We start from the raw sequence: 18,588 nt of genomic DNA, 5'->3' as shown, positions 1-18,588 counted from the left end.
TTTTTGTTGTAATTTTATTGAAGATTGTGATTCTATCTAAGATTAAAAAATGAGGAGGGTATTTATGAATTATAAAAATAAGATTGCAGAATTAATAAAAACTCAGGTGGAATTAGAGATTGAAGACATCGAAAATTTAATTGAAATACCGCCAAAATCTGAAATGGGAGATTATGCTTTTCCTTGTTTCAAATTATCAAAAGTCATGAAGAAAGCTCCTAATGTTATAGCAAAAGAACTTAAAGAATTGATTTTGGCAGAAGGCTTTGAAAAAATTGAAAACCTAGGGCCATATCTTAACTTTTTTGTTAATAAGGGAATATTTGCAGAGAGTATAATTAATAAAATTTTAAATGAAGGTGATGAGTTTGGAACATCGAATGTTGGGGTAGGAAGGACTGTATGCGTTGAATACTCTTCTCCTAATATAGCTAAACCTTTTCATGTAGGACATTTATCTACTACAGTTATAGGTAATTCTTTATATAAGATGTTTAAGAAAGAAGGATACAATGTAGTTGGAATAAATCATTTAGGTGATTGGGGAACACAATTTGGAAAACAGATATCAGCTTATGATAGATGGGTAGATGAAGAGGCACTAAATAAGAATCCAATTGATGAACTTTTAAGAATATACGTTAAATTTCATGAAGAAGCTGAGAAAGATCCAACTCTTGAAGAAGAGGCAAGAGCTAATTTTAAAGCTTTGGAAAATGGTGATGAAAAAGCAATAGCTCTTTGGAATAAGTTTAGAGAATTGAGCCTAAAAGAATTTGAGAGAGTATATGATATTTTAGAAATTAAATTTGATTCTTTAGCAGGTGAGGCGTTTTACAATGATAAGATGGACATTGTTGTGAAGGAATTAAAGGAAAAAGGCCTTCTTGTAGAAAGTAATGGTGCTCAAGTTGTTATGTTAGAAGAATATAATATGCCTCCATGTATAGTGCTTAAAGGGGATGGCGCATCAATATATGCAACAAGAGATTTGGCAGCAGCTATGTATAGAAAGAAAACTTATGACTTTTACAAATGTATTTATGTAGTTGGGAATCCACAAGCTCTACATTTTAAACAAGTATTTAAGGTGCTAGAGCTTGCAGGTCATGAATGGGCTAAAGACTGTGTACATGTAGGATTTGGGTTGGTTAAATTTGCAGATAAAAAACTTTCAACAAGGAATGGATCAGTTATCTTGCTTGATGATTTACTTCGTGAAGCTGTTACTAAGACAAGAGAAATAATAAATGAAAAGAATCCAAACCTTAATAATAAAGATGAGGCTGCAAAGAAAATAGGCGTTGGAGCAGTAAAGTTTATGTATCTTAAAAATTCAAGGGATAAAGATATAGTTTTTGATTGGAAAGAAATATTATCTTTCGATGGAGAAACTGGTCCATATGTTCAATATTCATATGCTAGAGGGAATAGCATATTAAATAAAGGAAACAAATGTACTGAAACTCCAAGCTACAGTAAATTATGTTCAAAAGAAGAATTTGAATTGGTTAAGCTTATAGCAGGATTTAATGATGTGATAGTCTTAGCATTAGATAAATTGGAACCATCAACATTAGCAAGATATATAGTAGAAGTTTCAAAGGCTTTTAACAAATTCTATAATGCTCATTCAGTACTGAATTTAGAAGATGAAAAGCTAAAAGCAGCGAGATTAAATTTAGTAAAAGCAACATTACAAGTTATAAAGAATGGTTTGGATTTGCTTGGGATTGATATAGTGGAAGAAATGTAAAAGCTATACTTTATTTGTTTGAGATGTATATAATTAGCTATAAAATTATATTTTCACCAAGTATAATAAATACTATAAGATAGTAAAAATATTAGTAGGAGAGTTTTTATGGAAGAATTTTTTGAGTTGATTAATAAGCGGCAGAGCTGCAGAAAATACTTAGATAAATATGTTGAAAAAGAAAAATTAATTAAGTGCATTGAAGCAGCAAGAATAGCACCATCTGCATGCAATAGCCAGCCATGGCATTTTACAGTGGTAAATAACAAAGAGTTAGCTGCAAAAGTAGCTCTTTGCCTTCGGGATAAGATTATGAATAAATTTACTAGTGAGTGTTCAGCATTTATTGTAGTTGTAGAAGAGAGTGGAAATTTAACTTCACGTGCAGGAGCTTTAATAAAGCAGCAGGATTATAGATCTGTTGATATTGGAATAGCAGCAGAACATATATGCCTTGCAGCAGCAGCACAGGAATTAGGTACCTGCATTTTAGGATGGTTTAATGAAAAGGAATTAAAAAAACTTTTAAATATCAGCAAACTAAAAAGAATTAAATTAGTAATAGCTATAGGTTATCCAAAAGATGATAATATACGGAATAAGGTAAGAAAAAATATAAATGAAATTTCAACTTTTATAGAATAAGTATTAAGAATTTAAAAAACACTATCAATGAAGGTAAAATTGATAGTGTTTTATTAGTATACAGGAAATTATATAATTTTTGCAGGGGAGAAAACTAATTTAAGGTAATTAGCAATTGATAATTTATATAAACTTTATTATCATATTGCTAATTTAGATTATAAATCTTTAGTTGTCTATTTAGAAATAATAGCAGTTTATCATTGAAATTTATATAAAGAAGAAAAGATTACAGCTTTTTGAAAAATATATATGGGATGCGATTTATTTAGTTTGTACTGCATAAAGATTTGTACCTTATTTAAGCTTTTCTGAATTAAAAAAATAAAGTATAATGAAATAAGTAAAAAAGGATGTGAGATAATGTCAAATATAGGTGCTTTTTTTGATTTAGATGGTACTTTGTACAGAGAAGGTTTGATTACAGAAGTGTTTAAAAAAATGGTCAAATATGAGATTATCGGATCCGAAAGATGGTATAATGATTTGAGGCCATATTTCATGAAATGGGACAAAAGGCAGGGAGATTATGATAATTATCTATTAAAGATGATAGATATATATGTTGAGTCTATTAAGGGCTTAGAAAAGCATCAAATGGAGTATATAGCAAAAAAAGTTGTAGAACAAAAAGGTGATAGAGTATATACTTTTACGAGAGATAGAATAAAATGGCACCAGGTTAATAATCACACTTTAATAATAATATCAGGATCACCTTCAGAACTTGTAGGTGAAATGGCAAAAAAATATAAGTTTACAGATTACATAGGTGCAAAATATACTATAGATAAGGATAATATATATACAGGGGATGTTATTCCCATGTGGGATAGTAAAAGTAAAGAAAAAGCAATAAATGATTTTGTTAAAAGATATGATATAGATTTAAATGAAAGTTATGCATACGGAGATACAGCAGGAGATTATACCATGTTTAAGAGTGTAAAGCATCCCTATTGTATGAATCCAACCAAAGAACTATTGCAAAAAGTATTAAAAGACAGAGAACTTATAAAGAATGTAAATGTTGTGGTTGAAAGAAAGGATGTAATATATAACTTGGATATTGAAGATATACAATTCTTATAGGAAAGAGTGATACTGTGATTATTCGTGAAAACAAGGTAAAAGTAGAGGAGTATATGGACGAGTTTATGATGAAGTCTCAGGATAAGGAATATAATCCAGAAGAAATTATTTTCTTTGATCTTGAGCATTATGTTTATAAAAAGCCCAAATGCATTGGAGTATTTGGAGCGTGTGAATATGATAAGAAAAAAAACAATATCCTAGTTACTCAATATATGATTGAAGATAGAGATGAGGCAACGAATATACTATATCTTGCCAAAGACTATTTTATGAGAATGAAACAAAAAGGAAAAAAGGCAATAATCACTTTTTCAGGTAATAATGATTTCACAGTCATTAACTATTTATTCAAAGAAAATGGAATATATTATGATTTTGATGAGGAATTTGATTCGATTGATATTCAAAAAGAATATGAAAAAAATAAGAAATTATCAATAGGACTTAAGAAGTTAGAAAAAGTTTTTGATATTGTAAGAGAAGGAGAAGTAATCAGCGGTTCTAATTTAGCAAAAACCTTTCATAAGGTTATGAAAGATAAAAATTACTTTAAAAGAATGCCAGAAGAAAAGATAGAAAAAATACTTCTTTATAATGAGCAGGATGTCATAAACTTATATTATATTTATGTTAATTGGAAAAAATATATGTTTGAAGAGAATATAGAGCCTGAAGAATTTGAGGAAGAGATAGAGGAAGAATTAGAAGAAGAATTAGATGATTCAGAGGAATCTGTAGAAAAAGAAGATCAAATAGATAATGATTTGAATTAAGTATTAATTGTTTAGTAGAAAATAATAAGAAATTAATATAAAATAATGAATAAGTTAGAAGTTGTTAATGTTTTAGTGTGAGCTTTAAAAATTAATATGTTTATATGACAAGGTTGGAGATCTAAATGAAGATTCCCAACCTTTATTTGATTGCTGATTAATATTATTTTGATGAAATGAAATTTTTTTACTTTTTATTAACTACTGTTATTTTAGAACCATCGGAGGAAATTAGCACGGTACCATCTGTATCAGTTCTATAAGTTTTTATATTATGTATACTCAGAAGTTTTAGAGTATCTTTATTTGGATGATTATAAATATTATCTTTACCTACAGAAATTACCGCAATCGATGGATTGACTTTGTTTAAAAAATCACTACTGGTAGATGTCGATGAACCATGGTGGCCAACTTTGAGCACATCAGCACTAATATCACCATTATTATCTAAAATTTCTTTTTCTACATCTTTTTGAGCATCCCCTGTAAATAGAAAAGAGGTATTGCCATATTGGATCTTTATAACTGGTGAATAGTTGTTTAAATCTTCGTAGGAATCTCTGCAAGGAGAGAATACTGTAACTTGTGTATTTGGACCCAGATCGATGGAGTCGGTATCCTTTTTTATTACATTTATTTTTAAATTTTTATCTTTTAAAGCTTCTATCATTTCTTCAAAGGTTTTTGTTGTAGATTGAACTTTAGGTGCATAAAATTTTAATATATCATAATTTTTTATTACATCAGTCATATTGCCGATATGATCTTCATGGGGATGAGTTGCTATTACGTAATCTAATTTATCTAGATTTAAGGAAGATAAATATCTATTAAATTTCTTTTTATCGGATTTAGGTCCTGAGTCTATTAACAAATTTTTATTGTTTATTTGAACAAGTATAGAATCTCCTTGACCAACGTCTATGAAATGTACCAGCATTGTTTTAGAATCTATTTTGTTATATTTATTGAAATTTCCTGCATGGAAATTATAACCTGCTATAATGCTAGAAAGCAGTAATATAGATAAAAAAATGAGCAATTTATTTTTCTTTATTTTAGTTTTTAGATTCATAAAATTAAAAAGTTCTCCTTGAGTATATAATTTTTTATAATTATTGTATCATTTTAGGAATAATATGGAAATAAAAAATAATTTATTTCTTAATATTTTTTATATTTAACAGTAAATAGTATACATATTAAACACGAACAAAATAAAAAAAATAGACTAAAATATTCACATATTGTTGCTTGAATACTTGTGTTTATATAATTTTGAAAATTTAAATATATATATTATTCAGGAAAAATAAATATAAAAGTTTATATCAAATACATTTTTACTTGATGTATAAATTTTAAAAATGAAGAAAAGTAAGGTTGAATATTGCAAAAAGTGTGATATAATTATTTCAATGTGCAATATTTAAAGAAAAATATGCAATATTTTAGTTTAGAAAAATTCATATGGGGGGCAATGATATGAAAAAAGAATTTTCCATGAGCAATGATAAAGTTATGATTAACTTCACAGCAAAGTATTGTAATAATTTTGAAGCTATATTAGAAAGTGATGGATTTAGACGAATTTTAGAGGTTTATTTACGAAGAGCTAAAAAGAAAAATTCTATAGCTTATAGATACTTAAATAATTCATTAGATACAGATAGCCTTATAGATATTAGAAAAGATTTAACAGTAGTAATAAAATATTTAACAGTTATGAGTACTAAAGAAGTTATGGAAGTTAATGCAGCATACTCGAAATTATTGGAGGATCCAGATAAATTCATTGTATTCATAGAAGATTTCTATTTATTCTGGAGAAGACTTGAAAGATATACTATAGTTCATAGATATAGGGTGCAGCAGGGACTTGCAGCAGCAAGTTTTACAGAAGCAAATGCAAATTTTTCTACTCTTATATTGCAATTATATAGAAAGATTGAAGAAAATGTTGTAGGATATCAACCAAAGGTTTATAGACAAATACCAGCAGGCGGAAATGCTTGTATTATGATTCATGAGATGGAATGGGTAAGGCCGAATGGTTATGAAGCATTAGAAGAGATTCCATTTATAGATCATATTCTTTTAGAAACACCATTTATAACTTATCCAAAGAAAAATACCAGAGATGGTATGTTTACTGAGATAAAGTATAACCCATTGAAATATGCTCAAATAAACAAAGAGCATTGGTTCTGTTATCCAGCTAAAATAGGAGGATTACTTACTTTTATTTATTTCCACAGAGATTTTATGGAACATGGTATAACTTTATGTAATTTGTTTGAAATGGCAAGAAGTGAAGAAACAAGAGGAAGAAAACCAGATATTATCTATGTATATGGAGCTAAAGATGAAGATGATGAATTAAAGACAGTATTTTTTGATGATGTTAAAAATGATATAATGCTTGGATATGTAAGTCATTCAGAAAAAATTGATTATTTTGGATACCTTAAAAAGATGACATTAACTTTATATAATTTAATCATGATTAAGAGAGAATTTCTTCCAATACATGGTTCCATGGTTAACATTGTGCTAAAGAGTGGAAACGAGGCTAATGTTGTTATTATGGGAGATAGCGGTGCAGGTAAATCAGAAAGTTTAGAAGCATTTAGGAGTTTAAGTGAAGATTATATTTCTGATATGACAATTATTTTCGATGATATGGGTACCTTTAAAATAGAAGATGGTATTATAAAAGGATATGGAACTGAAATTGGTGCTTTTGTCAGACTAGATGATTTAGATCAGGGGTATGCATTTAAAGAAATGGACAGGAGCATATTTATGAATCCTGATAAAGTAAATGCAAGATTGGTTGTTCCAGTGGCATCATATAAGGAGATAACAAAAGGCTATCCAGTAGATTTCTTTTTCTATGCCAATAATTATGAGGGGGCAGGAGAAGGAGAGAGATACCTGAATTATTTTAAGACACCAGAGGAAGCAATAAAAGTGTTTAAAGCTGGAGCGAGAATGGCAAAAGGAACAACTACTGAAGAGGGACTTGTAGAATCATTTTTTGCAAATCCATTTGGACCAGCACAAAAGCAGGATGAGACTAATATGCTTATTGATAAATATTTCGATATTATGTTTGAAACAAAGCAAGTTAAAGTTGGACAGATAAGAACCTGCTTAGGGGTAAAGGGCCAAGAAAAAGAAGGACCAAGAAATGCAGCAATAGAATTATTTGATGAAATAAAGAAACTAAAATAGAATATATATAATTGAATTAAAAAAGGATTAAGATAATGGAAAGCTTAATCCTTTTTTAATTTATCTTTCAAAGATTTTAATATACTAGTTAATTGCTTAGAAGAAATATTTCTTCTTAAATACTTATTATTTATATTGAATTTAAATTTATTAAAAATAGATTCAAAGGTTCTCATTTTATCTATAGCTTTTTCTTTTGTAAAACTAAATAATATGCTGGGCTTGTCTAATAAAAAGTTAACTTGTACAAATTGAAAACTATAGGATAATTTTTCGAATTCTATTAAAGAAGCCAGTGTAAAACAAAAATCAATAATAAAATAAATTAAAATTATTGAAATCAATATATCGCTAAATGCTATAGAAATGTGATTAACAATCCTATTAACGACCGGATGTATTATTTTAATTATTACGACCTCGCCAATTCCCCAAAGTAAAGAATATGGTACACAGACTCTTCCATGTAAATTTAGTGGATCCTCAGTATAATCCCACCATTTAGTTTTGAATGTTTTTTCTAACACATATCCCGTGATATACTCTAAAACTGATGTGAAAAAGGCAGCTAGGAAAAATAATGTAAATATATTATTTTTATAGCCATTAAGAAAAGTTATGAGAAATAAGACACCAAAACCATATATTGGGCAAAATGGACCGTATAGAAATCCACGATTGACAAATCTATGTTCAATTTTAAAATAATATATAACTTCGAGACACCAGCCAGCAAAAGAATAAAATGTAAAGAAATATATTAAATTATAAAAATTAAAATTAAAATTTAAATGTAAATTATGCATCGTGCTCAAATACATGCTTACCTCCCAGTAAAAAATAATAAGTATTTATAGTTTATTATATTATATATCAAATTGTGCACAAAAAATATTAATTTAAAATTAAAAATTCCTTATAACATATTTAAGAAATCCTTAATGAAAGATTCTCTGTACGTTAAAGGAATTTTTAATGTAAATAATATTTAGAATGTATTAAACATTATTAATAACTAATGAGCCCTTTCTTTCATGAAGAAAGAAATAGAATATATACTGGCGATTCCAACTAAAGAATAAATTATTCTAGATAGTAGAGATAAGGTTCCAAAAATTGAATCTACTAAATTAAATTGGAAAAGTCCAACTAAACCCCAGTTTATACCACCTATAATTACTAATATAAGTACAATAGTATCTAAAAGTTTCATATATGAACACTCCTTATTTATAATATATAGGTAGTATGTATATAAAAAGATATTTTTATTCTATAAATTCAATAAAATTTTTATAGTGTTATATTTCTATCTATAGGTTGAGATAAAGAAACAAAGGTGTCTGTTCTTTGTATTCCAGCAATGTTGTTTATCTTATTAAGTAGAACATCTTGCAAGTCTGAAATATTGCTGCAGACTACTTTAGCAAACATAGAATAATCACCAGTAGTTAGATGTAATTCTACGACCTCTTTTATAGTTGCCATTTGATCAAAGACAGAATTGAAAGAAGAGGTTTGATCAACATATATTCCAACAAAACAACAAACATCATAACCTAACTTAGGAAGATTTAAAATTATCCTTGAACCTTTTATTATACCTAAGTCTTCCATCTTTTTCATTCTTACGTGTATAGTACCGCCACTTACATGGCATATTCTTGCGATTTCTAAATATGGAGTTCTACAATCTTTTATTAATAAGTCTAGTATCTGTAAATCTAATTCATCTAAATGGTTGTTTGAGATTAAATTCATTATATCACCTCATAATATTCTTATAATGTACTTTTTTTATTTTATCAAATTTGAAGGAGAAATTAAAGATAAAACTATAAAATTGTAAAAAAAAAAAATATAATATTGATATTTTAATAAAATTTATTGAATTTAAATACGGCTCTATACTAATATAATTATTATAGAGCAAAATGAGTGCTTGATAATAGTTTACATATAAATTATTATTAACCATATAGACATTTTTATAGGAGGATATGTGGATAGATGAATATTTTAACTACAGTTATTTTATTTGTATTAATGCTTGCTGTTATATTGGGAGCTAATATAGTGTGCAGAAAATATATATTTAACAAAGTACGTATAAATAAGTGGATTCCTTTAGCAATAGCAGCAGCATTTCTAATAATTCAAATACTTATAGGAACAACTAATATATATGTTTCAACTGGACTATCAATTTTAACAGTTTTATTTTTCTTATGGTACATGGATATAATACAAACTGGCGGACCTAAGAAGAAGGGGAAACAAATAACAATTAAGCCAAAAGCTAAACCTAATAGAGTTAAGAAAAACAAATAAATTAAACATATTGATTTAAAATAACAAGTCAAATGAAAAATCTTTGACTTGTTATTTTTATGAACGTAGAAGAGATTATAGGCGTAACTTATGTTACAGGATATAAAGACTTCTAGTTTCTAAAGATAGGGGAACTTATGGCAATTTTATTATTATCTAAGAGTATTTTAATTACATACCAAAGTTCAGTTTCAAGAGGCTCGTGATTATATAGATACTTTACTTTATTTAGATTTAAATTAGATACTTTTTTTATTACTGTTCCTTGAGCAGAGATGATATGAATTTCTAATATTTTATGCGCTGTATCGCTTGCAAATATTGTGAATTGAAGAGTTTCATCTTCAAGTGGAATTATATCACCCATGAAGCTGTTATTTATTGTAAAGTACATAGTTAAAGTTTTCGATTCAGTTGAATACGTGTGACGATTCCTAAAAGCATTAATTAGAGAAGCTGTTGATAACTCTTCTGTGATTATACAGGTTAGGTTTTCATCATCACCAAAATTTAGCCTGTGATTATCTTGACCATTTATTGCACCAAGCTTCCAATTGCTGTCAAGTAAATGATAATAATATTTTTCATATCTTAAGTATTTGTTTGGGTAGGAACCATTTCCGACCTCTATTGAAGTTATTAGTTTGTTTAAGATAGGATTATGTTCTAAATATGCAATTGTTTTATGTGGATGGTTAATTGAAATGAATGCATTAGGATTGTTAAGCATCCAAAGAATCAACAATTGCAGATTATTTACAGTTCCTGTGAAAAATCTATTTGAGTTTACGATATTAATATCTCCAAAGGGGCTAGTCTTACTCTCAAAACCTATTACAGCTAAAAAATTTTCATGTCTTTTATTATAACGTGCAGCTAAATATTTAGCTGTATCCCATTTACTTAACTCATTTCCTTTTAAGCGTATATTCTTAGTTAGATAATTATTGTGATCTGTTAAGATTAAGAAATCAAGTCCATTATGCCTTGCATAATCAAAAGCTTCAATAGGAGTACCTTGTCCAGTAGAAAAACCACAATGAGCATGAGGAATGCCATAGTAAAAATTTAATTCATCAATATCAAGCTTATCGTTAAGGGATTTTCTTTTACCCAATAATAAAACCTCTAAAAATTATTATATTATATATTATTAGGTAAGAGGTTAAAATAATGACAACAACTCAATGTAATGTTAAAATAACTTTAGGATTTATGGTACGATAAAAAATAATTGATCAGTGTAATATAATTATACATTATTTTTCATGTATATAATGGAGTGATAGCAATGATAAAGAGATATAAAAATAAGGAACCAAATTTGGATAATACATTGTACATATCAGAAACATCAGTGGTCATAGGAGATGTAACTATTAAAAAGAATGCAAGCATATGGTTTGGAGCTGTATTAAGAGGGGATGAGGCACCTATAGTAGTTGGTGAAAATACAAATATTCAAGATAATTGTGTGATACATGCTGATGAGGGGAATAATGTAATCATTGGAGAGGGATGTACTATAGGACATGGCGCTATAATACATGGCTGTAATATTAAGAATAATGTGCTGGTTGGAATGGGAGCAATAATATTAAATGGTGCTAAAATTGGTAATGATACAATTATAGGAGCGGGAAGCCTAGTAACTCAAAATAAAGAATTTGAAGATGGAGTATTAATTTTTGGAAATCCTGCAAAAGTAGTAAGAAAATTAACGGAAGAAGAAATTGAAGAAAATAAAAAAGCATGTCTAATTTATTTAAAAGCAAGTAAAGAGTATAAATAGAACAAAACAAGTATATTTGCTTAAATAAGAAAATTAATATAAAATATTTTCTTTAAGGTTAAAAAGATAACAAACAAATATAATTTTAGATTAAAAGATAAAAACAAATATAATGCAGACGAAAGTCATTTAGATTAATGGAGGAAATGAAATGATAGCAGTAGGTCAATATGATACCTTAAAAGTAAGTAAGAAAGTAGAATTCGGATATTATCTTGAAGATAGGTTTGGAGATGAAGTACTACTTCCTAATAGTGCAGCAAAAGGACATGAAATAAAAGAAGGCGATAAGTTAGAAGTATTTATATATAGAGATTCAAAGGATAGGTTGATTTCTACTTTAAAAAAGCCATTATTAACAGTTGGGCAAATTGGTTACCTAGAAGTTGTAAGCCAAAATGATATTGGAGCTTTTGTAAATTTTGGACTTGAAAGAGATTTATTTGTTCCTTTAAAAGAACAGAACTTTAAGCTTAAAGACGGGAAAAAATATTTGTTTTACATGTATGTAGATAAAACTGATAGATTAGCTGCAACAACAAGAATACATCCATATTTAGATATTGCAGAAGAAGGAAAATATAAGATTTCAGATGAGGTAAGTGCAATAGTATATGAAACAAATGAAAATGGAACTTTAAATGTAGCTATAAATGGTGAGTATAGAGGACTAATATTAACTAATGAGCATTTTGATTATATATATCCAGGACAGGAAATAAAGGCAAGAGTTAAGAGAATCTATGAAGATGGAACTATTGGAATAACAACTAGAAAGAAAAGATTAGAAGCGCGAAGTGAGTTAAGCGAAACAATACTTAAATTCTTAAGAGAAAATGGAGGATTTATGCCATTTAATGATAAGTCTTCACCTGAAGATATAAAGAATCAATTTAATACAAGTAAAAATTATTTTAAGATGACGCTTGGTGGATTAATGAAAGAAAAATTAATAACACAAGATAAAGAAGGAACAAGACTTTTATAAGTCACAAGAAATGTACAGCCTATATATTGCAGATGACAGGTTTTGTTAAGAAAGTTTTCAATTAGTTAAGAGTTAAAAATTATAAGTTAAGAGCTTGAATGAAGAAAAGCTGCTAGCTTTTCAAAAATTACAATTTTTAGAAATTACTATAAGGATTTCATCCTCAACTCATAACTCTTAACTGTTTTAATCCTTAATAAAAAAATATACTCACATATAGTAAGTATATTTTACAGTATCTTTTACAATATTATTGTACGTCTTTTGAGATTCTTGTTCTAAATAATAGATTTTTCAGGCTTTTCCAATTAAATGGTATTAGTGGGAAGAAATATTTATCTCCAGCTATTGTTTTTGTACTTGCCATGACGATTAGTATAAATATAATTCCACCTATAAATCCCCAGAATCCAAAAAAACCACAAAGTATTAATAGAATCATCCTTGCAAATTTTAAAGCAAAATTCATTTCTATACTAGGCTGAGTGAAATCTCCAAGTGTAACTATAGACATATATAATATAGATTGAGGAATAAACCAGCCTGTTTTTATTGCATATTCACCAAGGATTAAACCTCCAATTAAAGACATTGCACTTCCAAGTGGACTTGGAGTGTTTAAGCCTGCTAGTTTTAATACATCTACAGCAAATTCTAAAAGAATAAATTGATATAGTATTGGAATAGCAAAGTAATCTTGCGGCTTCAAAAAATCAAAAAAAGCTGGAGCAAAGATATTACCATTTACAAAAAGTAAGTAACATGGAGTTATTAATATTGTTGCAAGCATTACTAAATTCCTGACTATCCTCAAATAGTTTCCTGTAAATATAGGAAAATAATAATCATTTATATCTTGCAAGAAATCAAAAACTCCAGTTGGAAGAATCATGATATTTGGAGAATTATCTACAATGATTGCTATTTTTCCTTCAACTATATGAGCAGCAGCTATATCAGGTCTTTCGGTATATCTTACCTTTGGTAAAGGATTAAGCCAGTTTCTCCTGCACATCACATCAATTAAGCTTTGATCACCAAGAGTTAAGGCTTTTATATCTATCTTTGATAAACTGTCAACTATTAGATCGTGAGCTTTAGTATCTGCAACCCCATCTATATATGCAAGGCAGACGTCTGTCTGTGATACGTCACCAATTTGATGTATTTCGCAAACTAATCTAGGATCACGTATTCTCCTTCGAAGAAAAGCAGTATTAAATACTAATTTTTCAATAAAACCATCTCTTCCGCCTCTTAAGGTTTTTTCTTTTTCTGGTTTTGATGAATCTGCACCAGGATAAGTACGTAAATCCAGGATTGCAAATGCAGGATATCCATCAACATATAATATTGTTTGACCTGTTAATAGAGATAATATGACCTTATCAAGATCACTCTCACTTTCGACAGATACATGGTGAATTTCATTATTCATAAAATCATCAAATGTTTTATATGAATTCATAGTTTCTGGAGATATCCTGAAAAAGGACTTTAATATATCTTCCATTATATTATCTTTTATAAATCCATTTAAAAAATACAAAACAGAATTTCGTCCGGCTACTACAAATTTTCTTTCGACAATATCAAAACTTTTATCTATTGCTAAATGTGAATGAATTAATTGAATAGTTTCGTTGAAATTAGATGAGACATTCAAATTATAAAACCTTCTCTCTTTAATAAAATAATAATCTATATAAAAAATATTTATTCAAGCTATTTCAATATGCCTTATAGAGGTAGTATGGCATATTAAAACGAATAGTATTCACAATTATTTTCTTTAATATAAAAGGAAATAAGGCACATGAAAGTTATTAAAATAAGAGAGAGTTTGGCACAACATATAAATTAAGTCATATTTTAATAATATAGGACATATGATAATTCACTAATCCACGTGGACTTGTTATTATTTGAATATGTCTAGATACTAATTAGAAGGTGAAATAAATGTGTGGTATTGCTGGAATTGTAAATTTTAAAGAAAATATAGTACAAGATAAGGGTATTTTGGAAAAAATGATAAAAACCTTGGAGAAAAGAGGACCAGACGCTAAAGGATATTATATTTCTCCTAATGTTTTATTAGGACATAGAAGATTGATTGTAGTTGATCCAAAGGGCGGCATACAGCCAATGACTAAAACATTTCAAGGTAAGAAATATACATTAGTTTATAATGGTGAGCTGTATAATACAGAGGATTTAAGAAAAGAATTAAAAAACGAGGGATTTGCTTTTGATTCTTATTCTGATACTGAAGTATTACTTACATCATACATTTGCTGGGGAAAAGAATGTATTAATAAATTGATTGGTATTTTTGCCTTTGGCATATTTGATGAGGATAGAAAAGAAGTATTTTTAGCTAGAGATCAAATGGGTGTTAAGCCCCTATTTTATACCATGAATAATAATACTCTTGTTTTTGGTTCGGAAATAAAGACTATTTTAGCAGATCCAAGAATAAAAAGAGAAGTTGATATAGAGGGGTTAACTGAGATATTTGGACTTGGACCAGCAACTATTCCGGGAAGCGGAGTATATAAGAATATTAAGGAAGTGGCACCTGCAAATTGTCTTTTGATTTCAGGAGATAACAGTATAAAAAAATGGGAATACTGGAGCGTTAAAGCAGAGGAATGCACAGAAACAGCAGAGGAAGCTATAGAGCATACAAGAGAATTATTAATAGATGCTATAAATAGGCAATTAGTAGGAGATGTACCGCTTTGTACATTTTTATCTGGGGGCTTGGATTCATCTGCTATTTCAGCAATTGCAGGAAAAGAATTTAAGAGGCAAGGCAAAAAGTTAACAACTTACTCGATAGATTATGAAGATAATGATAAATATTTTAAGTCATCATTATTTCAACCTACTTCAGATGAAGTTTATGCAGAGATGATGGCTAAGTTTATTGGCAGTGATCATAGAAAAGTAGTTTTAAACCATTTAGATTTGGCACTAGCATTAAAAGAAGCAGTGATATCAAGGGACTTACCTGGAATGGCAGATGTAGATTCCTCTTTATTGCTATTTTGCAAAGAGATACGCAAAGATTTTGTAGTCGGCCTTTCGGGTGAGTGTGCTGATGAAATCTTTGGGGGATATCCATGGTTTACTAGAGATGAAATGTTTTATTTAGATACTTTCCCATGGGCAAGGTTTGTTAATGATAGAAAGGCTATAGTAAATAAAGATTTAAAGGGAATGAAATTAGAAGAGCTAGTTAGAACTCAATATGAAAAATCACTAAGTAAAGTGCCTCATCTTGATAATGAGAGTAAAAGAGATTATAGAATGAAAGAAATATCTTATTTAAATTTAAAATGGTTTATGGTAAATCTTCTTAATAGAAAAGACAGAGTCAGCATGAGAAATAGTTTAGAGGTAAGAGTTCCATTTGCAGATATAAGATTAGTTGAATATGCTTTTAATTTGCCAGCAGAGATAAAATTATATAAAGGTAGAGAAAAAGGCTTGCTTAGAGCTGCACTTGAAGGAATACTTCCTGAAGAAATCGTATATAGAAAAAAGAGTCCATATCCGAAGACTCATAATCCAGTTTATACAGATATAGTATGTAAAATGATAACAGATATTTTAGATAAAAAATCATCACCAATTCATGATATTATTGATGACAAGGTAGTTAGAGAGATAATTGAAACTAGAGGGGATTCTTATAAGGTTCCATGGTATGGACAACTAATGACAGGGCCACAATTACTGGCATATTTAATTCAGATAAATATTTGGCTTGAAGAGTATAATGTAAATTTGTTAATTTAGGCACATGAAAATAGGCTGGTAGATGGACTTGTTATTTATTTGACAGTGCCTTAAATGTGAAAATAAACGGCTAAAAGTAGATATATAATTAACTATCTTCATTAAACTTTTTGTGTGAGACTATATAAGAAATCACATGCATATTTGTGCAATAGGAATCTAAGTTTCATAAGTCCTATGGAATAAATATGTATGTGATTTCATTTAATCATAACATAAGCGTAAGTTTAAAATTGTTTATTTATAGCTACATTTTTAATTGTTGTAGTTGAATTTTATAGAAATTTCCTTGATTTCACCTTTGGAATTTTTTCGTATTGTAAATTGTTTAATATCCTTAAAATCATTCTCTATTTGATAAGTTAATTCTGTAATAGTAGCTTTAGCTTTTTTAGTTAAACCACCATCTTGTACAACCTCAAATCTTGTTTTTCTACAAGTTGTCTCATCATTTTTGTCATCAATAATTACATAATATTCTGGTGCTTCCTCAATAATTACATATTCCTTATTTAGAGTTAAAGTTGAACAAAGGTTATTGTCGATACATTTTACTATCATATTATTTACCTCCCTGTGTAATCCTTTTATAAGTAAATTTTAGTATAGATCACTACTTTTTTCAATAAAATTTGAAAAAATAAAAAAATTAATAATATTCAGAAAAGTATAGGTGAAATAGTGTAAGATTATAATTAAATATAAGTGGAGAAAAAAGTAGGATTTTGATATAATTATATAAATGTATAATATAATTGCTTAGAATGTTTCTATACGTTACATTTCTTGTATAAATGTTAATATGCATCAAATTAAGAGGGGATTGAATATGTATGGAGATTGGTAGGGTAAGAAGAGGAACTGTAACTTCTGAAAGAAAAGTTGTTTCGGAAAAGAAAGACTTCTCAAGAAGTTTTAATCAAGAAAGGCATAGGCAGTCAGAAGAGCAGCTTAACAAGATGATAGGTGATATCAAAAAAAGAGGAAATAAGCTAGTTGTAACTAAGACCTATGTAGATGTTATTATGTATAAGAAAATGATAAAAGAATATTTAGAATCTATACTAAAATTTATGTATGAAACCAAAAAAGATATAAGTTTTTGGCAGACTCAATATTTTATAACTGTTGATACTGTTGATGAAAAGTTAGAAGAATTAACTAAAGCTCTTCTTTCTGATGAAAAGGAAAATATAAATATTGCATCAACCATAGATGAGATTCAAGGAATGATTGTAGATATATATAGGTAGTATAAAGTAAAAGGTCCGTACATATTTTATATAAAGTAATTTATTGGATGTGTCAAACATACCACTAGAAAATGCAAATCTAAAATAGAAGCTTTTGATAAATAGTTTCTGGTAAGGAGTCAATTCCCAAATGGCAGGTATAAGGATTTAAGAGATAAAGAGATATTTCTATATCAGGAAAAGTTTTTATGTAAAATGCCATGTTAAAGGTAAAGGATGGGAAGTAGTCTAGATTTAGATTTATTACGAAATTAACCTATTTATATAATCTAAATCTAAACTATTATCAATAATTTTGTATTCTTTATTGAAGTTGTCATAGTTATTAATAATATTAATGTACTCTTTACCTTGTATAATAATCTCAGTAGTAACCTTGCTTTCATCATAAATGTAAATATGAATAGAACCTTTTGTTCTATTTACAGTACTACCATAATACCGAACTAATTTTATGTTAGAAATATTATATAAAATTTCATTGATTTTGTCCTTATCTTTAATTGATCTATCTTGTCTAGAAGATGTACTTCTAATCTCAATTTTCTCAATATTCTCTTTCTGATAGTTACTAAATAAAAGTTTACCTATATCTTCATTCTTAGGATATAAATAATATCCTAAAATACATATTGATAAAATAGTAATTAAAAATATTACAAACCTTTTTTTCGTCATAATAAATAATTCTCCTACATAAATAATTTTAATTATAACATAAATTTTGTAAAATTCTAATTATAGAGAATAAGTCATAAATTTCATAGTAATAATATATTACTATAAGGTGAATTTGGTATTTTTATTCTATTGTGATATTATAATTGATAGTGAATATTAATTAATAGTATTGGGCACAATCAAAAAAATAACAGACCAGTATGCTTGCCTATTTTGTGTCATACTGC

General features: G+C 28.0%; 18 protein-coding genes. 10 read left to right on the top strand and 8 right to left on the bottom strand.

What is annotated here, in order from left to right; translation table 11 throughout:
* Positions 1-64: 64 nt before the first annotated feature.
* From argS to CLOBL_RS13845, 4 genes are all read left to right on the top strand, one after another.
* Positions 65-1,756, top strand: a complete 1,692-nt coding sequence (gene argS, locus CLOBL_RS13860; RefSeq protein WP_077859575.1) for an arginine--tRNA ligase — start codon at positions 65-67, stop codon at positions 1,754-1,756.
* A 108-nt stretch (positions 1,757-1,864) separates the two neighbouring features.
* Positions 1,865-2,401, top strand: a complete 537-nt coding sequence (locus CLOBL_RS13855) for a nitroreductase family protein (protein ID WP_077859574.1) — start codon at positions 1,865-1,867, stop codon at positions 2,399-2,401.
* A gap of 363 nt (positions 2,402-2,764) precedes the next feature.
* On the top strand, positions 2,765-3,493 hold the full coding sequence (locus CLOBL_RS13850; protein WP_009168936.1) for an HAD-IB family hydrolase: 729 nt from the start codon (positions 2,765-2,767) through the stop codon (positions 3,491-3,493).
* A 14-nt stretch (positions 3,494-3,507) separates the two neighbouring features.
* Entirely contained in the window at positions 3,508-4,269 is a 762-nt protein-coding gene (locus CLOBL_RS13845) for a ribonuclease H-like domain-containing protein (protein ID WP_077859573.1), read from the top strand.
* 187 nt (positions 4,270-4,456) lie between these two features.
* Here the strand turns inward: CLOBL_RS13845 and CLOBL_RS13840 are convergent, their stop codons facing one another.
* Positions 4,457-5,347, bottom strand: coding sequence for a ComEC/Rec2 family competence protein (locus CLOBL_RS13840; RefSeq protein ID WP_077859572.1), 891 nt, complete (start codon positions 5,345-5,347; stop codon positions 4,457-4,459).
* Positions 5,348-5,757: 410 nt separating this feature from the next.
* Between CLOBL_RS13840 and CLOBL_RS13835 the strand changes: the two genes are divergently transcribed.
* Complete coding sequence (locus CLOBL_RS13835) at positions 5,758-7,509, top strand: phosphoenolpyruvate carboxykinase (protein WP_077859571.1); 1,752 nt, start codon at positions 5,758-5,760, stop codon at positions 7,507-7,509.
* A gap of 44 nt (positions 7,510-7,553) precedes the next feature.
* Here CLOBL_RS13835 and CLOBL_RS13830 read toward each other — a convergent pair whose 3' ends face one another.
* The 3 genes from CLOBL_RS13830 to CLOBL_RS13820 form a co-directional block, all read right to left on the bottom strand.
* Positions 7,554-8,330: a putative ABC transporter permease gene (locus tag CLOBL_RS13830; RefSeq protein ID WP_077859570.1), complete on the bottom strand. Its 777-nt coding sequence runs from the start codon at positions 8,328-8,330 to the stop codon at positions 7,554-7,556.
* Between the two features lie 194 nt (positions 8,331-8,524).
* Positions 8,525-8,722: a DUF378 domain-containing protein gene (locus CLOBL_RS13825; protein WP_009168941.1), complete on the bottom strand. Its 198-nt coding sequence runs from the start codon at positions 8,720-8,722 to the stop codon at positions 8,525-8,527.
* Between the two features lie 80 nt (positions 8,723-8,802).
* On the bottom strand, positions 8,803-9,270 hold the full coding sequence (locus CLOBL_RS13820) for an Lrp/AsnC ligand binding domain-containing protein (RefSeq protein ID WP_009168942.1): 468 nt from the start codon (positions 9,268-9,270) through the stop codon (positions 8,803-8,805).
* 249 nt (positions 9,271-9,519) lie between these two features.
* Here CLOBL_RS13820 and CLOBL_RS13815 point away from each other — a divergent pair, with 249 nt between their 5' ends.
* A complete protein-coding gene (locus CLOBL_RS13815) occupies positions 9,520-9,840 on the top strand; it encodes a hypothetical protein (protein WP_009168943.1) in 321 nt (106 codons plus the stop codon).
* Between the two features lie 112 nt (positions 9,841-9,952).
* On the opposite strand, the gene CLOBL_RS13810 is transcribed toward CLOBL_RS13815, so the two are convergent.
* Positions 9,953-10,957 carry a histidinol phosphatase gene (locus tag CLOBL_RS13810; RefSeq protein ID WP_077859569.1) on the bottom strand — a complete coding sequence of 335 codons (1,005 nt, stop codon included), beginning with the start codon at positions 10,955-10,957 and terminating at the stop codon, positions 9,953-9,955.
* A gap of 174 nt (positions 10,958-11,131) precedes the next feature.
* Here CLOBL_RS13810 and CLOBL_RS13805 point away from each other — a divergent pair, with 174 nt between their 5' ends.
* Positions 11,132-11,632 carry a gamma carbonic anhydrase family protein gene (locus CLOBL_RS13805; protein ID WP_077859568.1) on the top strand — a complete coding sequence of 167 codons (501 nt, stop codon included), beginning with the start codon at positions 11,132-11,134 and terminating at the stop codon, positions 11,630-11,632.
* Positions 11,633-11,783: 151 nt separating this feature from the next.
* Positions 11,784-12,620, top strand: coding sequence for a S1-like domain-containing RNA-binding protein (locus CLOBL_RS13800; protein WP_009168946.1), 837 nt, complete (start codon positions 11,784-11,786; stop codon positions 12,618-12,620).
* 250 nt (positions 12,621-12,870) lie between these two features.
* Here CLOBL_RS13800 and CLOBL_RS13795 read toward each other — a convergent pair whose 3' ends face one another.
* Complete coding sequence (locus CLOBL_RS13795) at positions 12,871-14,286, bottom strand: spore germination protein (RefSeq protein ID WP_077859567.1); 1,416 nt, start codon at positions 14,284-14,286, stop codon at positions 12,871-12,873.
* Between the two features lie 296 nt (positions 14,287-14,582).
* Between CLOBL_RS13795 and asnB the strand changes: the two genes are divergently transcribed.
* Positions 14,583-16,427, top strand: coding sequence for an asparagine synthase (glutamine-hydrolyzing) (gene asnB, locus CLOBL_RS13790; protein WP_077859566.1), 1,845 nt, complete (start codon positions 14,583-14,585; stop codon positions 16,425-16,427).
* 255 nt (positions 16,428-16,682) lie between these two features.
* Here the strand turns inward: asnB and CLOBL_RS13785 are convergent, their stop codons facing one another.
* Positions 16,683-16,988 carry a hypothetical protein gene (locus CLOBL_RS13785; protein ID WP_077859565.1) on the bottom strand — a complete coding sequence of 102 codons (306 nt, stop codon included), beginning with the start codon at positions 16,986-16,988 and terminating at the stop codon, positions 16,683-16,685.
* Between the two features lie 272 nt (positions 16,989-17,260).
* Here CLOBL_RS13785 and CLOBL_RS13780 point away from each other — a divergent pair, with 272 nt between their 5' ends.
* The gene (locus CLOBL_RS13780) at positions 17,261-17,680 is read left to right on the top strand and encodes a YaaR family protein (protein ID WP_077859564.1); all 420 of its coding nucleotides are present in this window, start codon (positions 17,261-17,263) and stop codon (positions 17,678-17,680) included.
* A gap of 243 nt (positions 17,681-17,923) precedes the next feature.
* Here CLOBL_RS13780 and CLOBL_RS13775 read toward each other — a convergent pair whose 3' ends face one another.
* Positions 17,924-18,358, bottom strand: a complete 435-nt coding sequence (locus CLOBL_RS13775) for a hypothetical protein (protein ID WP_009168951.1) — start codon at positions 18,356-18,358, stop codon at positions 17,924-17,926.
* Positions 18,359-18,588 lie beyond the last annotated feature (230 nt).

The sequence above is a fragment of the Clostridium sp. BL-8 genome (genome assembly GCF_002006495.1).
Taxonomy (GTDB): Bacteria; Bacillota; Clostridia; order Clostridiales; family Clostridiaceae; genus Clostridium.
Note: the sequence above shows the minus strand (reverse complement) of the source record. Positions and strands in the feature narration are given on the sequence as shown.

Bases quoted from the DNA above. Each gene is read 5' to 3' on its own strand.
- argS (WP_077859575.1), top strand. From the start codon at position 65: ATGAATTATAAAAATAAGATTGCAGAATTAATAAAAACTCAGGTGGAA.
- CLOBL_RS13855 (WP_077859574.1), top strand. From the start codon at position 1,865: ATGGAAGAATTTTTTGAGTTGATTAATAAGCGGCAGAGCTGCAGAAAA.
- CLOBL_RS13850 (WP_009168936.1), top strand. From the start codon at position 2,765: ATGTCAAATATAGGTGCTTTTTTTGATTTAGATGGTACTTTGTACAGA.
- CLOBL_RS13840 (WP_077859572.1), bottom strand. From the start codon at position 5,347: ATGAATCTAAAAACTAAAATAAAGAAAAATAAATTGCTCATTTTTTTA.
- CLOBL_RS13835 (WP_077859571.1), top strand. From the start codon at position 5,758: ATGAAAAAAGAATTTTCCATGAGCAATGATAAAGTTATGATTAACTTC.
- CLOBL_RS13830 (WP_077859570.1), bottom strand. From the start codon at position 8,330: ATGTATTTGAGCACGATGCATAATTTACATTTAAATTTTAATTTTAAT.
- CLOBL_RS13825 (WP_009168941.1), bottom strand. From the start codon at position 8,722: ATGAAACTTTTAGATACTATTGTACTTATATTAGTAATTATAGGTGGT.
- CLOBL_RS13820 (WP_009168942.1), bottom strand. From the start codon at position 9,270: ATGAATTTAATCTCAAACAACCATTTAGATGAATTAGATTTACAGATA.
- CLOBL_RS13815 (WP_009168943.1), top strand. From the start codon at position 9,520: ATGAATATTTTAACTACAGTTATTTTATTTGTATTAATGCTTGCTGTT.
- CLOBL_RS13805 (WP_077859568.1), top strand. From the start codon at position 11,132: ATGATAAAGAGATATAAAAATAAGGAACCAAATTTGGATAATACATTG.
- CLOBL_RS13800 (WP_009168946.1), top strand. From the start codon at position 11,784: ATGATAGCAGTAGGTCAATATGATACCTTAAAAGTAAGTAAGAAAGTA.
- asnB (WP_077859566.1), top strand. From the start codon at position 14,583: ATGTGTGGTATTGCTGGAATTGTAAATTTTAAAGAAAATATAGTACAA.
- CLOBL_RS13785 (WP_077859565.1), bottom strand. From the start codon at position 16,988: ATGATAGTAAAATGTATCGACAATAACCTTTGTTCAACTTTAACTCTA.
- CLOBL_RS13780 (WP_077859564.1), top strand. From the start codon at position 17,261: ATGGAGATTGGTAGGGTAAGAAGAGGAACTGTAACTTCTGAAAGAAAA.
- CLOBL_RS13775 (WP_009168951.1), bottom strand. From the start codon at position 18,358: ATGACGAAAAAAAGGTTTGTAATATTTTTAATTACTATTTTATCAATA.